Below are 12,112 nucleotides of genomic sequence, written 5' to 3'. Positions count from 1 at the left end.
CTCGGTCACGGCATCCGGGAGGCGGCCACGGTGGGGGGTGTGGGGCCACACTCAACCGCTTTGGTCTGTACCAGTCAAGGGTGTAGACCAGTCGGATCCGACGGCAGCGGTACGGAGGTGCCGCGTGAAGTGCCGTCCGAAGTGCCGTGCGAGGTGTCTTGAGAAGTGCCTTGAGCTGCAGGGAAGTTGGTGATCGTGCCCGGGGCCGGCCGGTGCCGCGCGTCGCGGTGACGGGCCGGGACGCCACCTGCGGGTCGGGCCCGGCCGCTACCGGATGTCCGCCGGCGTCGCCGAGGTGGCGCGGGCCGCCCCCGGGCCGGCCCGCGCACGGCTCAGACCAGGACGCCACCGCCGTCCACGACCACGACGGATCCCGTGCTGTACCCGCCGCGCATCAGGTACAGATAGGCCTCCGCGACCTCCTCGGCGGTGCCCACCCGGCCCACCGGAAGGGACTCCGCCGAAGACCGGAACAGCCCGTCGCGCTCCTCTTCGGCCAGGTCACGCCAGAGCTCCGTGCGGACCACGCCGGGCGACACCGCGTTCACCCGCACCGGCGCCAGCTCCAGCGCGAGGGCCCGCGTCAGCGACTCCATCGCCCCGCACAGACTCGCCGCCACGCTCGTGCCCGGCAGCGGCCGCCGGCCCGCGGTCCCCGTGGTCAGCACCACCGAGCCGCCCGCCCTGATGGAGGCGGCGCCGTGCTTCACCGCCGCATACGCACCCCACAGGCGCGTGTCCAGAAAACGCCGGGCCCGCCCGAGATCCGCCTCCGCGAGGCTCCCCATCAGCAGGGACTCGCCGGCCGTGTAGACGAGGTGGTCGAACTCCCCGACGCGCGCGAAGAACGCTTCGAGCGCCTCCTCGTCGGTGGCGTCGAGCGTGTGCCCCTCGGCCCCTTCCGGCAGCCGCTTCAGCGCCGCGTCCACACCCTCCCGCCGCCGCGAGGCGACGACCACCGCGGCGCCCTCGCGCGCGCTCGCCTCGGCCACCGCGAAACCGATTCCGGCCGTGCCGCCGATGACGACGACGCGCTGCCCTCGCAGGTCCATGACGTTTCCCTTCACCATTGATCCGATGTGATCCGGTCACCGTTGATCCGATGTGATCCAGCCTGCGCCCACCTCCCCGCGGCCGTCCAAGACCTCTTTCGGTGCCGGCGATACCCTGGAGGCATCGCCGTCGGCGGGCTCGTACGACGAAAGGACCGCCATGGACCTCGACCTGCGCAAGGTCCGCTACTTCGTCACGGTCGCGGAGCTGCTGCACTTCGGACGCGCCGCTGAACGGCTGCACATCTCCCAGCCCGTGCTCAGCCGCCAGATCCGGGCGCTGGAGAAGGACCTGGGCGCCGAGCTGTTCGTCCGCGACAGCCACACCGTGACGCTGGCCCCCGCGGGCGTCCAACTCCTGGATGACGCCCGCCTGTTGCTCGCGTCCGCGGATGCCGTCCGGCAGCGCGCCCGGCAGGCCTCCCGCTCCCCCCGGCGCCTGGTCGTGGGCTTCCGCGCCGGGATCGTCGTGACTCCGGCGCTCCGCGCGTTCGGCGCCCTGCACCCGGAGGTGGAGGTCAAGGCGCGCCGGGTCGAATGGGACGACCAGGAGCAGCTGGTCCTGGACGGCTCGGTCGACCTCGCCTATGTCCGCAGGCCGATCCGCGACGAGGGCCTGACGCTGCTCCCGCTGTACACCGAGCCCCGGGTGGCGATGCTGCCGGAGGGCCACCGGCTCGCCGGCAAGCAGGAACTCGCCCTCGCCGACCTGGCCGACGAGAACTGGCTGCGCTACTCCGACCCGCGCCCCGGTGACGTGCCGATCCGCACCATCGAGGAGAAGTTCGAGTCCGTCGCCGCCGGGACGGGCATCACCCTGGTCCCGCGCTCGGTCGCCGAGCAGTACTCGCGGCCGGACATCACCTACGTACCCGTGCCGGACGCCGAGCCCGACCAGGTGCTGCTGGCCTGGGACTCCGGCCGCCGCTCACCCCTGGTCGCCGCGTTCGGCGAGGTCGCAGCGGACTCCGCGCCCCGGGACCGAGCGCGCCCGTCCCCGCCGCCGGGGACCGGTGCGGCGCGGCGTGACATGGCGTGACGCGCCGGGTCAGTTCACCGCCGGGGCCGGACGACGGCGCGCTCCCGCGAGGACCCCTGCTCCGAGGGCGAGCACGAACAGCGTGAGGCCCAGGAAGATCACCGGATTCACCCAGCCCGGCACCAGCTCGCTCCCCACGCCGTCCGACGTCACGCATTGCGCGCTGACCGGCAGTGTCCACCGCGTCAGGACGTGATCGCCCGCCACGCCCTTCGCCGCGCACATCTGGTCCGGGTCCAGTACGTAGAAGCCCGACATCACGCCCCAGGCGTACGCGCCGCACATGGCCGAGCCGGCCATGACCGCGACCAGCGCGCACGTCGAGCCGCTCGGCGGCCGCCACCCGCTGTCGCGCGGCTGCCTGCGAGCCCGTACGGCGAGCCGCACGGCCGCGGCCACGAAGAAGCAGGGAGCCACGATCGGGGCGAAGGCCAGGAACAGGAACAGGAGGCTTGCCATGTCTGCTCAGACAGCGCGGAGCGGAGATCGGTTCCGCCCGCGGCGCGCGCGGTTGACGGACGCCATCGCGGATCCCCCGTGGCAGCCCTCCGCCACGCACGAGGGTCCCCGGCCCGCCTCCGTCCTCGCCCCTCGCCGGGCTCAGGTCACCTCGGTCGCCTCCGGCATCGTGCCCTCGGTCGTTCCGACGTCGATGACCGAGAACGCCGCGCCCTGCGGGTCGCTCAGCGCGGCGAACCGCCCGAACGGACTGGTCATCGGGCCGAAGCGGACGATCGCGCCGCGCTCGGTCGCCTTCGCCACCGCCGCGTCGCAGTCGTCGACGGTGAAGTAGACGTTGACGTACGACGGCACCTCGGGCGGGAACTCGTCCGTCATCCCCATCCGGCCGAGGACGGGGTCCCGACCGAGGTCGTAGACCCTGAAGTCGACCGCGGAGTCCTCCAGCTGCTTCGCGCGGTAGCCGAAGACCGCGGGGAAGAAGGCGTCCGTCCGCTCCGGGTCGCGGGTGAACACCTCCGCCCAGCAGTAGGCACCGGGCACGGCCCGCGCCTCGAAGCCCTCGTGACGGCCGGCCTGCCACACGCCGAAGACGGCACCGGCCGGGTCGCGGGCGATCAGCATCGACCCGAAGTCCCCCACCTTCATCGGGTCCATCAGGACGTCGCCCCCGTGGGAGCGGATCTTCGCGGCGGTGGCGTCCGCGTCCGGTGACGCGAGGTAGAGGCACCAGGCGGACTGCCCCTCCTGGCCGGGCATCGGCGGCACGACGGCGGCCACCGCCTTGCCGTTCGCGTAGGCCTGCGTGTAGTTGCCGTACTCGGAGGACGACTCGCCGAACGTCCAGCCGAGCACGTCACCGTAGAAACTCTTCGCTCCCTCGACGTCACTGAACATCGCGTCCGCCCAGCAGGGCGTTCCCTCGGGCTGTACGGCCATGGCGGTCCACTCTTCCTGGTACGGCGGGTTCCGGGGGCGCCTCTCGCGCGTTCTGTCGCCCTGCCACGCTAGCCAGGCTCCGCGCCCGCCGCGCGCCGGACGGCGAAGCGTGGACGACACTGGAGAGGGCGCTCGGGTGGTCGTCGAGGGGACGGAACACGGGATGATGCACGCGTGGGAGGTGGCCCGCCCCGGGCCGATCGAGACGGAACCGCTGCGCTTCGTGGAACGGCCGCTGCCGGTACCGCGGCCCGACGAGCTGCTCGTGCACGTGCGGGCCTGCGGGGTGTGCCGCACGGACCTGCATGTCGGCGAGGGCGACCTGCCGGTGCACCGGCCGCACGTGACACCCGGCCACGAGGTCGTCGGCGTGGTCGTCACGGCGGGTCCGCGGGCGCACGGCTTCGCCCCCGGTGACCGGGTCGGCGTCGCCTGGCTGCGCCGTACGGACGGCACCTGCCGCTCCTGCGCGCGCGGCGCCGAGAACCTCTGTCCGGCCTCGGAGTACACCGGCTGGGACGCCGACGGCGGCTACGCGGAGTACACGACCGTACCGGCGGCCTTCGCCTACCGGCTGCCCGAGGGCATGGACGACGTCGCGGCGGCACCGCTGCTGTGCGCGGGCATCATCGGCCACCGCGCCCTGCTGCGGACCGCGCTGCCGCCACGCGGCCGGCTCGGACTGTACGGCTTCGGCGGCAGCGCCCACCTGTGCGCCCAGATCGCACTCGCCCGGGGGGCCACCGTGCACGTCCTGACCCGTGACCCCGCGGCCCGGCGGCTCGCACTCGGTCTCGGGGCCGCCTCCGCCCGCGGCGCGTACGACGAGCCGCCCGAGCCGCTGGACGGCGCGATCCTGTTCGCGCCGGTCGGCGACCTGGTCCCGGTCGCCCTGCGCGCGCTCGACCGGGGCGGGATCCTGGCGGTCGCCGGGATCCATCTGAGCGACATCCCGCCGCTGCGCTACGAGACCGAGCTGTTCTACGAGAAGGAGTTGCGCAGCGTCACCTCCAACACACGGGAGGACGGCCGCGACTTCCTGGCACTCGCGGCCCGGCACGGGGTCCGTGCCACGACGCACACCTACCCGCTGTCCGAGGCCCAACGGGCCCTGCGGGACCTCAAGGCGGGCCGGTTCGACGGGGCGGCCGTACTCGTGAACGACCTGCCGCCACGGCACTGAGCGCGGACCGCGGACGTGGCGGCTCTCCCCGCCCGGACGGGTCCCGGCCACGGAGGCGGTGCGCGTCCCCGGTGGCCGGCCCGGCCGTCCGGAAGGGCGCCCCACGAACGGGCGCGGCACCCGGGCGCGTGGCGGGGCGGTCGGCCCGGTCCCCGGGAAGGAACGCGGGCCGGCCGTCGCCCCCCGCGCGCTACTCCCCCGCGTACGCCTTCTCCAGGGCGCCGATGTCCAGCTTGGACATCCCGAGCATCGCCTGCGTGGTGCGGGCGGCCTTGACCGGGTCCGAATCGCTGATCAGATCGATGAGCCGGGACGGGACGACCTGCCAGGACAGGCCGAACTTGTCCTTGACCCAGCCGCACGGCCCGGCCTCGCCGCCGTCCTCGACGAACCTGTTCCAGTAGTGGTCCACCTCCGCCTGGTCGTCGCAGTGGATCTGGAACGAGATCGCCTCGTCGAAGGTGAACTGCGGGCCCCCGTTCAGCGCGACGAACCGCTGCCCGTTGGCCACGAACTCGGCGGCCAGCACGGAACCGGCCGGTCCCGGCCCGGCCTCCGTGTAACGGCCGATCCTGCCGAGCCGCGAGTTCTTGAAGAACGACACGTAGTAGTGGGCGGCCTCCTCGGCCTGGCCGTCGAACCACAGACACGTGGTGAAACCCTCGGCGCTCATGCGTACCTCCTCGGACGGGAAACGTCGGTCACCTGTACAGACCGATCGTCACCGCGGAACTCATCGCCGGCCCGCTCCGACCGACCGGAGGACGCGGATCCCGCCGTCCCGCGCCGCGTCCGCCACCCGTACGGCGGCGGGCGCCCCCGAGCGGGAGGCGCGGCACGCCGTGCGAAAACCGGCGGCCCCAGCGGCGGGCCCGGCGTTAGGCTGCGCGGCCATGACCTCCGCAGATTCCGCCCGCATCGAACCGTTCACCGTCGGCTTCCCGCAGAGCGACCTCGACGATCTGCGTCAGCGCCTCGACCGTGTCCGCTGGCCCGACGAACTCCCCGGGGTCGGCTGGGCCTACGGCGTCCCCCTGGCCTATCTGCGGGAGCTCGTCGAGTACTGGCGGCACACGTACGACTGGCAGGCGGCGCAGGACCGGCTGAACGAGTGGCCGCAGTTCACGACGGAGATCGACGGCGCCACGATCCACTTCGCGCACATCCGCTCGCCCGAACCCGCCGCGACCCCGCTGATCATGACCCATGGCTGGCCCGGCTCGATCGTCGAATTCACCGATGTCGTCGGCCCGTTGACCGATCCGCGCGCGCACGGCGGCGATCCGGCCGACGCGTTCCATCTGGTGGTGCCGAGCATTCCCGGCTTCGGGCTCTCCGGACCGACCCGGGACACCGGCTGGGAGTTCCGGCGCGTGGCCGCCGCCTTCGCCGAACTGATGACGCGGCTCGGCTACCCGCGCTTCGGCGCCCAGGGCGGGGACTGGGGCGGCGCCGTCTCCCGTGAGCTGGGCCGCGCCTTCCCAGAACGGCTCGTCGGCGTCCATCTCAACCTGCTGCCCGGCTCGTCCGCGCTCACCGAGCCGACCGAGGAGGAACTGGCCGCACTGAGCCCCGCGGAGCGTGAACGCACCCTCGTCTCGTGGCACCGGGGCGAGGCCTGGCGCCGGGACGAGGCCGGGTACGCCGAACTCCAGTCGACCCGCCCGCAGACCCTCAGTTACGCGCTCACGGACTCCCCGGTCGGTCAACTCGCTTGGATCGTCGAGAAGTTCAGACAGTGGACGGATGCCGAGGAGCGTCCGGAGGAAGCCGTCGACCGGGACCTGATGCTGACCAACGTGATGCTGTACTGGCTCACCGGCACGGCCGGGTCCTCGGCCCGCATCTACTACGAGCGGGCGCACGCGGACCACCGGGTCGCCCGGCCCGGCGTCTCGACGGCGCCGACCGCGCTGGCGGTCTTCCCGCACGAGCCGCAGGTACCACTGCGGCACATCGCGGACCGTACGAACAACATCGTGCGGTGGACCGAGTTCGACCGCGGCGGCCATTTCGCCGCGGCCGAGCAGCCCGAGCTGCTGGTCGAGGACGTACGGGCCTTCTTCAGGTCACTGCGCTCCTCTGCCCACGGCGAATCTGCCGGGGGCAGAGAAAGCTGACCCGGGCGGGGCTCCGGTCCCAGGGTGGAGAGCGCGGCACCACCCGCCGCGTCACCACGAGGAGGACCGATGACCGTATTCGCCAACGGCTGGAGCCCGTCCCGGGCACCCCGGGCCGAGGAGGGCGACACCCCGCCGACCCGCTTCGACGACCACCTCGCGGCGCAGCTGCTCGCCCAGCGGATCGTCCTCCTCGGCACCCAGGTCGACGAGGTGTCCGCCAACCGGGTCTGCGCCCAGCTGCTCGTCCTCTCCGCGGAGGACCCCCGCACCGACATCAGCCTGTACATCAACAGCCCGGGCGGGTCGGTGACCGCGGGCCTCGCGATCTACGACACCATGCGGCTGATCCCGAACGACGTGTCGACGCTCGCGATGGGCTTCGCCGCGAGCATGGGGCAGTTCCTGCTCAGCGTCGGCACGTCCGGCAAGCGGTACGCGCTCCCCAACGCGCGGATCATGATGCACCAGCCGTCCGCGGGCATCGGCGGGACCACCGCGGACATCGAGATCCAGGCGCAGAACCTGGAGTTCACCAAGAGCGCGATCGAGCGGATCACCGCGGAGCACACCGGCCAGAGCGAGGAGACGATCTCCCGGGACGGCGACCGCGACCGCTGGTTCACGGCCGAACAGGCCCGCGAGTACGGCATGGTGGACCGGGTCGTGGAGTCGCTCGCCGACGTCCGCCCGGCCGCCTCACGACGACGGATGGGGCTCTGACATGGGTACGTACACGATTCCGAACGTCGTCGAGCGCACCCCGCAGGGGGAGCGGTCCTACGACGTCTTCAGCCGGCTGCTCTCGGAGCGGATCATCTTCCTCGGCACCGAGATCGACGACGGGGTCGCCAACGTCGTCATCGCCCAGCTCCTGCACCTGGAGTCGTCGAGCCCGGAGAGCGAGATCGCGCTCTACATCAACTCGCCGGGCGGCTCGTTCACCTCGCTCATGGCGATCTACGACACGATGACGTTCGTCCAGGCGCCCATCTCGACCTTCTGCGTCGGGCAGGCCGCGTCGACGGCCGCGGTGCTGCTGGCCGCGGGCGACCCGGGGCGGCGGTTCGTGCTGGAGCACGCGCGGGTGCTGCTCGGCCAGCCCGCGAGCGGTGGCCGCCAGGGCACCGTCTCGGACCTCGCGCTGCAGGCCAAGGAGATGCTCCGGATCCGCTCGCAGGTCGAGGAGGTCCTCTCCCGGCACACGGACCACGACGTCGCCACGCTGCGCGCGGACATGGACCGCGACAAGGTCTTCACCGCGCGGGAGGCGGTGGCGTACGGAATGGCCGACGAGGTGCTGAGCCGACGGCTCGCGGCGGTCTGAACCGGCCCGCCGCGAGCGTCCGTCCGCGCGTCAGGCGGCGAGGCACATGCCGTCGTGGCGCGGGGACGGCGGGGTGCCGCGCCGGGCCGGGCGTACCTGGGCGGGGCGGGTGAGCTCGTCCTGCGCCAGCGAGAGCAGGTCGGTGAGGCCGAGGCCCAGGGCGCGGGCAGCGGCCGCGAGGACCTCGGAGGAGGCCTCCTTGCGGCCGCGCTCCAGCTCGGACAGGTACGGCATCGAGATCCGGGCCGCGTCGGCCACCTCCTTGAGCGTGCGTTCCTGCGCCAGCCGCTCCCGGCGCAGGACGCCACCCACGAGGTCGCGCCAGAGCGGCTCCGCGCGTGCGGGGGCGGCGGGCGTCCGCCGGGGGGCGAGGGCCGGGACGGGCCGGCGCGGGACGCGGTCCGCGGGGGTCGCGGCCCCCGGCGGCCTGCGGGTGGCCGGATCCGGCGCGCCGGCCGGGCGCAGCGGGATGACACGGGCTTGGTTCGGCGCTTGGTCGCTCACCCTCCCAGCCTAGGAGGGCCGGGGCGCACGGGAAGGGATCGGCGTTCCGCTCTCGGGGGAATCGGTCCGGCCGTACGGGACTCGCGGGGTTCGCTGCGGGTGCCGGTGTCGTTCGTCCGCCGGGGGGAAGGGGCGCATCTAGGCTGGGTGCGTCACGGGTGGAGGTGCGCGACGGTGCTGCGGGACACGTTCGACGAGGCGGCGGAGCTGTACGACCGGGCCCGCCCGCGCTATCCGGCGGCGCTGGTGGACGAGCTGGACCGGCGGGTGGGGCTCGGGCCCGGTGTGCGCATCCTGGAGATCGGTCCGGGAACCGGGCAGCTCACCGTTCCGCTGGCGCAGCGGGGATGCGACGTGACGGCCGTCGAGCTGGGTCCCGCGCTGGCGGCGGTGGCGCGGCGCAATCTGCGCGACTTCCCCCGGGCACGGGTGGAGGTGGCGGAGTTCGAGCGGTGGCCGCTGCCGCGCGCTCCCTTCGACCTCGTGGTGTCCGCGACCGCGTTCCACTGGATCGATCCGGCCGTACGGGTGGTCAAGGCGGCCGAGGCGCTCGGCCCGGACGGAGTCCTCGCGGTGGTCACCACCCACCATGTCGCGGGCGGCAGCAGGGACTTCTTCGCCCGGGTCCAGGAGTGCTACGAGCGCTGGGACCCGGCGACCCCGCCCGGGCTGCGGGCGTCGGACGAGGCGGACGTGGCCACGGACACCGGCGAGCTGGAGCGGTGGGGCAGGGTCGCCTCGTACCGTTTCGCGCGGGAGATCACCTACTCGACGCGGGAGTACCTCGATGTGCTGCTGACCTACTCCGGGCACCGCGCCCTGGACGCGCCCGCGCGACGCGGTCTGCTGCGGTGCGTGGCGGACCTGATCGAGACCCGCCACGGGGGCTCGGTCACCAAGCGCTATCTGCACGAACTCCTTCTGGTCCGGCGGGAGTCGGCCGCGGGCGCCGGCCGGTGAGCGGGCGCTCTCACTGGCCGACCCTGCCGTCGATCCGCTCGCGCAGGAAGTCCGCGTGGCCGTTGTGCCGGGCGTACTCCTCGATCATGTGCACCAGCACCTCGCGGAGCGGGACCGGTTCGTCGCCGTCCGTCCCGGTGACGTCGAAGTCCCTGGCCCCGTCCACGAACCGTTCGGCGAAGGCCACTTCGGAGCGCCAGGTGGCCCAAGCCTCCACCACCACGGCGGCGTCCGGCACCGCGCCGTCGAAGTCGCCGTTCGGGGCGTCCTCGGACCGGTGGTGCCGGGGTACGTCCCGGCCGGCCATCACCCGCCGGAACCAGGTCTGTTCGACCCCGGCCAGATGGCGCACCAGACCGAGCAGGGAGAGGTTCGACGGCCCGACCGAACGCCTGGCCATCGCCTCCGCGTCCGGACCGGCGCACTTCATCTCCCACGTCAGCCGCTGGTCGCGGAGATACCCGACGAGCGTGTCCCGCTCCCCCACGAACCCCCCTTCGGTGCGCGGATCGTCGTCGGGACGGACGAACATGTCCCACCAGGCGAAGCTCCGACCGGACCGGGGACTCGGTGACTGCGCGGAGTCGGTGTCGGCCATGTCCCCGAGCATCGCGCCGCCGGCCGGGGTCCGCCACCGGTTTTCCGGCCCTCGCGGAGCCGGATCGACTACGCCCGCGGGGACGGGGTAGCCGACGGCGGAGACCCGCCGACCTGTCGGCCCACCCGTCCGGAGGACACCGTGCTGATGGCCCACCCCGTGGTGCTGCGCAACCTCGTCGAGCAGTACCTCACCCTGCGCGCGCTCCATGCCGAGAACGGCGGCGCGGAGGTCCGCCGGCGCCTGGAGGACCTGGCGTACACGCTCTGCGTCTCGACCGGTACGAAGGATGTCGACGCCGCGCTGGTCGCGGCCCGTCACCGGCTGCCGGGGGCCCGGACGGCCGACGACTCCGTACTCGCCGGCTGACCGCCGCCCGCCGCGGGCGCGACCGAGGGGTGCCGACGCTCTCCGTCCCGGAGGGGGTCGGCACCCCTCGCGTCGTCCCTCACCCGGGGAGACCCGCGCGGTGGACGCGCCTCAGCGCAGCCACTGGTCCTTCTCGGCGGGCCGGTACAGCGTCACGGCCCGCGTCACCTTGTCCAGCACCAGCCGGCCGGACGCGACCCGGGTGACCTCGCCGTCGTAGGAGAACTGCGGGTCTCCGTGCAGCACTTCGAGGCGCAGGGCGCGCACCTGCGCGGTGGTCAGGACCCGGCTGTTGTGCAGGGTGCCGGTCAGTACCGCGAGCAGGAGGCGCGTCCGGGCCAGCGGGGTGCCGGCGTCCACGGCGCGGACGTCCAGCAGACCGTCGTCCAGCTGGGTCCGGTAGGTGGGTGCGAATCCGGCCGGGTGGTATATGCCGTTGCCCGCGAAGAGCAGCCACAGGCGCTTGGGGCGGCCGTTGACGGAGACGTGCACGGGGCTGCCCTTGGCGAGGACTCCGGCGAGGCCCACCACGAGCGCCGGCCACTTCCCGATCCGTTCCTCCAGCTTCTCGCGGGCGCCCACCAGTTCGGAGTAGACGCCGAGGCTGAAGGTGTTGAGGAACACCTGCTCGGGTCCGCCGGGCACGCGGGCCCGTCCGAGGTCGGCGACCACGGCCTCCCCCGCCTGTACGGCGCCCACGACGTCCTCCATGGACTGGTTGCCCAGATCCACGGCGAAGTGGTTGAAGGTGCCGCCGGGGAAGACCGCGAGCGGGACGCCGAGCCGGGCGGCGATCTCGGTCGCCGCGTTGATCGTCCCGTCGCCGCCGCAGGCGCCGAGGGCGCCGCCGTGCTCCTTCGCCCGCCGGGCGGCCTCCTCCAGGAGTTCCGCGAGGTCCTGTCCCTGCCGGGCGACCGTGACGTCCGCCTTGGGCAGCGCGGTGCGCAGGTACTCGCCCGCGTCGGGGCTGTCGGCGCTCCACGACAGGCCCGACGACGGGTTGACCACGATGTACAGCCCGGCGCCACCGGGGAGGGCGGGTGCGGGGCGGCGCGGGGGCGCCGCGGCCGCGGCGGCCTCGGGTTTGACGGGCCACCAGCGGGCGGTGAGGGCCGCGGCACCGGCTCCTATCGCCATGCCCACGGCCACGTCCCCCGGGCGGCGGACCTCCGCGCGCAGGCGGGCCGCCGTCAGAGCGGCGGCGCCCGGCACCACGAACAGGCCGTACCGGGGGGCTTCGAGGAGCACCGCGGCCGCGAAGGCGGCCGCGGAGGCGATCCGGCCGGCCGCGTCCAGCGGCTGCCCGGACCTGCGCACGGCGGGCCGGGCGACGGCGCGGGTCACGGCCGAGGCGATCGCGACGGTGCCGATGCCTCGCAGGGCCGCCCGCCGTGCGGTCCGGTCCCCGGACGCGCCGAGAGCCGCGGCCGCGCCGGCCCACAGGAGACCGCCCGCCACCGTGCGGCGCCACCCGGAGGCGCCGGCCGACAGCACCGGTCCGAGGTCCGGCAGCCTGGCCGTCCCGGCGCCCGTTCGCCGCCCTGTCCTGCGCCTTCTCATGG

Annotated in this window: 14 protein-coding genes; 7 read left to right on the top strand and 7 right to left on the bottom strand. The window is 73.7% G+C overall.

Annotated elements, in window-relative coordinates:
• Positions 1–332 precede the first annotated feature (332 nt).
• The gene (locus OG776_RS37685; RefSeq protein WP_148008402.1) at positions 333–1,052 is read right to left on the bottom strand and encodes an SDR family oxidoreductase; all 720 of its coding nucleotides are present in this window, start codon (positions 1,050–1,052) and stop codon (positions 333–335) included.
• A gap of 160 nt (positions 1,053–1,212) precedes the next feature.
• On the opposite strand from OG776_RS37685, the gene OG776_RS37680 reads away from it, so the two are divergent.
• A complete protein-coding gene (locus OG776_RS37680; protein WP_329323325.1) occupies positions 1,213–2,091 on the top strand; it encodes a LysR family transcriptional regulator in 879 nt (292 codons plus the stop codon).
• Between the two features lie 9 nt (positions 2,092–2,100).
• Here the strand turns inward: OG776_RS37680 and OG776_RS37675 are convergent, their stop codons facing one another.
• Positions 2,101–2,550 carry a hypothetical protein gene (locus OG776_RS37675; RefSeq protein ID WP_187285550.1) on the bottom strand — a complete coding sequence of 150 codons (450 nt, stop codon included), beginning with the start codon at positions 2,548–2,550 and terminating at the stop codon, positions 2,101–2,103.
• Between the two features lie 141 nt (positions 2,551–2,691).
• Positions 2,692–3,489 (bottom strand): VOC family protein, encoded by a 798-nt coding sequence (locus OG776_RS37670; protein WP_148008400.1) that lies wholly within the window; start codon positions 3,487–3,489, stop codon positions 2,692–2,694.
• A 166-nt stretch (positions 3,490–3,655) separates the two neighbouring features.
• Here OG776_RS37670 and OG776_RS37665 point away from each other — a divergent pair, with 166 nt between their 5' ends.
• Positions 3,656–4,672, top strand: coding sequence for a zinc-binding alcohol dehydrogenase family protein (locus OG776_RS37665; protein ID WP_148008487.1), 1,017 nt, complete (start codon positions 3,656–3,658; stop codon positions 4,670–4,672).
• Positions 4,673–4,862: 190 nt separating this feature from the next.
• Here the strand turns inward: OG776_RS37665 and OG776_RS37660 are convergent, their stop codons facing one another.
• On the bottom strand, positions 4,863–5,345 hold the full coding sequence (locus OG776_RS37660) for a VOC family protein (RefSeq protein ID WP_148008399.1): 483 nt from the start codon (positions 5,343–5,345) through the stop codon (positions 4,863–4,865).
• A gap of 220 nt (positions 5,346–5,565) precedes the next feature.
• On the opposite strand from OG776_RS37660, the gene OG776_RS37655 reads away from it, so the two are divergent.
• From OG776_RS37655 to OG776_RS37645, 3 genes are all read left to right on the top strand, one after another.
• Positions 5,566–6,792 carry an epoxide hydrolase family protein gene (locus OG776_RS37655; protein ID WP_148008398.1) on the top strand — a complete coding sequence of 409 codons (1,227 nt, stop codon included), beginning with the start codon at positions 5,566–5,568 and terminating at the stop codon, positions 6,790–6,792.
• Positions 6,793–6,861: 69 nt separating this feature from the next.
• Positions 6,862–7,515 carry an ATP-dependent Clp protease proteolytic subunit gene (locus OG776_RS37650; protein ID WP_148008397.1) on the top strand — a complete coding sequence of 218 codons (654 nt, stop codon included), beginning with the start codon at positions 6,862–6,864 and terminating at the stop codon, positions 7,513–7,515.
• 1 nt (position 7,516) lies between these two features.
• Positions 7,517–8,119, top strand: a complete 603-nt coding sequence (locus OG776_RS37645; protein ID WP_148008396.1) for a ClpP family protease — start codon at positions 7,517–7,519, stop codon at positions 8,117–8,119.
• Positions 8,120–8,149: 30 nt separating this feature from the next.
• On the opposite strand, the gene OG776_RS37640 is transcribed toward OG776_RS37645, so the two are convergent.
• The gene (locus tag OG776_RS37640; RefSeq protein ID WP_329323324.1) at positions 8,150–8,623 is read right to left on the bottom strand and encodes a helix-turn-helix domain-containing protein; all 474 of its coding nucleotides are present in this window, start codon (positions 8,621–8,623) and stop codon (positions 8,150–8,152) included.
• A gap of 174 nt (positions 8,624–8,797) precedes the next feature.
• Here OG776_RS37640 and OG776_RS37635 point away from each other — a divergent pair, with 174 nt between their 5' ends.
• The gene (locus OG776_RS37635; protein ID WP_329323322.1) at positions 8,798–9,583 is read left to right on the top strand and encodes a class I SAM-dependent methyltransferase; all 786 of its coding nucleotides are present in this window, start codon (positions 8,798–8,800) and stop codon (positions 9,581–9,583) included.
• Positions 9,584–9,593: 10 nt separating this feature from the next.
• Here OG776_RS37635 and OG776_RS37630 read toward each other — a convergent pair whose 3' ends face one another.
• Complete coding sequence (locus OG776_RS37630; RefSeq protein ID WP_329323810.1) at positions 9,594–10,115, bottom strand: DinB family protein; 522 nt, start codon at positions 10,113–10,115, stop codon at positions 9,594–9,596.
• Positions 10,116–10,322: 207 nt separating this feature from the next.
• On the opposite strand from OG776_RS37630, the gene OG776_RS37625 reads away from it, so the two are divergent.
• Complete coding sequence (locus tag OG776_RS37625) at positions 10,323–10,550, top strand: DUF5133 domain-containing protein (RefSeq protein ID WP_148008394.1); 228 nt, start codon at positions 10,323–10,325, stop codon at positions 10,548–10,550.
• Positions 10,551–10,661: 111 nt separating this feature from the next.
• Here OG776_RS37625 and OG776_RS37620 read toward each other — a convergent pair whose 3' ends face one another.
• Positions 10,662–12,110, bottom strand: coding sequence for a diacylglycerol/lipid kinase family protein (locus OG776_RS37620; RefSeq protein WP_329323320.1), 1,449 nt, complete (start codon positions 12,108–12,110; stop codon positions 10,662–10,664).
• Positions 12,111–12,112 lie beyond the last annotated feature (2 nt).

Source organism: Streptomyces sp. NBC_01689 (genome assembly GCF_036250675.1).
GTDB lineage: Bacteria > Actinomycetota > Actinomycetes > Streptomycetales > Streptomycetaceae > Streptomyces.
The sequence above is the reverse complement of the archived record's forward strand: the minus strand, read 5'-3'. Positions and strand labels throughout refer to the sequence as shown.

Excerpts from the sequence above, each read along its gene's own strand:
- OG776_RS37630 (WP_329323810.1), bottom strand. The coding sequence starts at position 10,115 with ATGTTCGTCCGTCCCGACGACGATCCGCGCACCGAAGGGGGGTTCGTG.
- OG776_RS37665 (WP_148008487.1), top strand. The coding sequence starts at position 3,656 with ATGCACGCGTGGGAGGTGGCCCGCCCCGGGCCGATCGAGACGGAACCG.
- OG776_RS37670 (WP_148008400.1), bottom strand. The coding sequence starts at position 3,489 with ATGGCCGTACAGCCCGAGGGAACGCCCTGCTGGGCGGACGCGATGTTC.
- OG776_RS37675 (WP_187285550.1), bottom strand. The coding sequence starts at position 2,550 with ATGGCAAGCCTCCTGTTCCTGTTCCTGGCCTTCGCCCCGATCGTGGCT.
- OG776_RS37655 (WP_148008398.1), top strand. The coding sequence starts at position 5,566 with ATGACCTCCGCAGATTCCGCCCGCATCGAACCGTTCACCGTCGGCTTC.
- OG776_RS37650 (WP_148008397.1), top strand. The coding sequence starts at position 6,862 with ATGACCGTATTCGCCAACGGCTGGAGCCCGTCCCGGGCACCCCGGGCC.
- OG776_RS37645 (WP_148008396.1), top strand. The coding sequence starts at position 7,517 with ATGGGTACGTACACGATTCCGAACGTCGTCGAGCGCACCCCGCAGGGG.
- OG776_RS37680 (WP_329323325.1), top strand. The coding sequence starts at position 1,213 with ATGGACCTCGACCTGCGCAAGGTCCGCTACTTCGTCACGGTCGCGGAG.
- OG776_RS37620 (WP_329323320.1), bottom strand. The coding sequence starts at position 12,110 with ATGAGAAGGCGCAGGACAGGGCGGCGAACGGGCGCCGGGACGGCCAGG.
- OG776_RS37660 (WP_148008399.1), bottom strand. The coding sequence starts at position 5,345 with ATGAGCGCCGAGGGTTTCACCACGTGTCTGTGGTTCGACGGCCAGGCC.
- OG776_RS37685 (WP_148008402.1), bottom strand. The coding sequence starts at position 1,052 with ATGGACCTGCGAGGGCAGCGCGTCGTCGTCATCGGCGGCACGGCCGGA.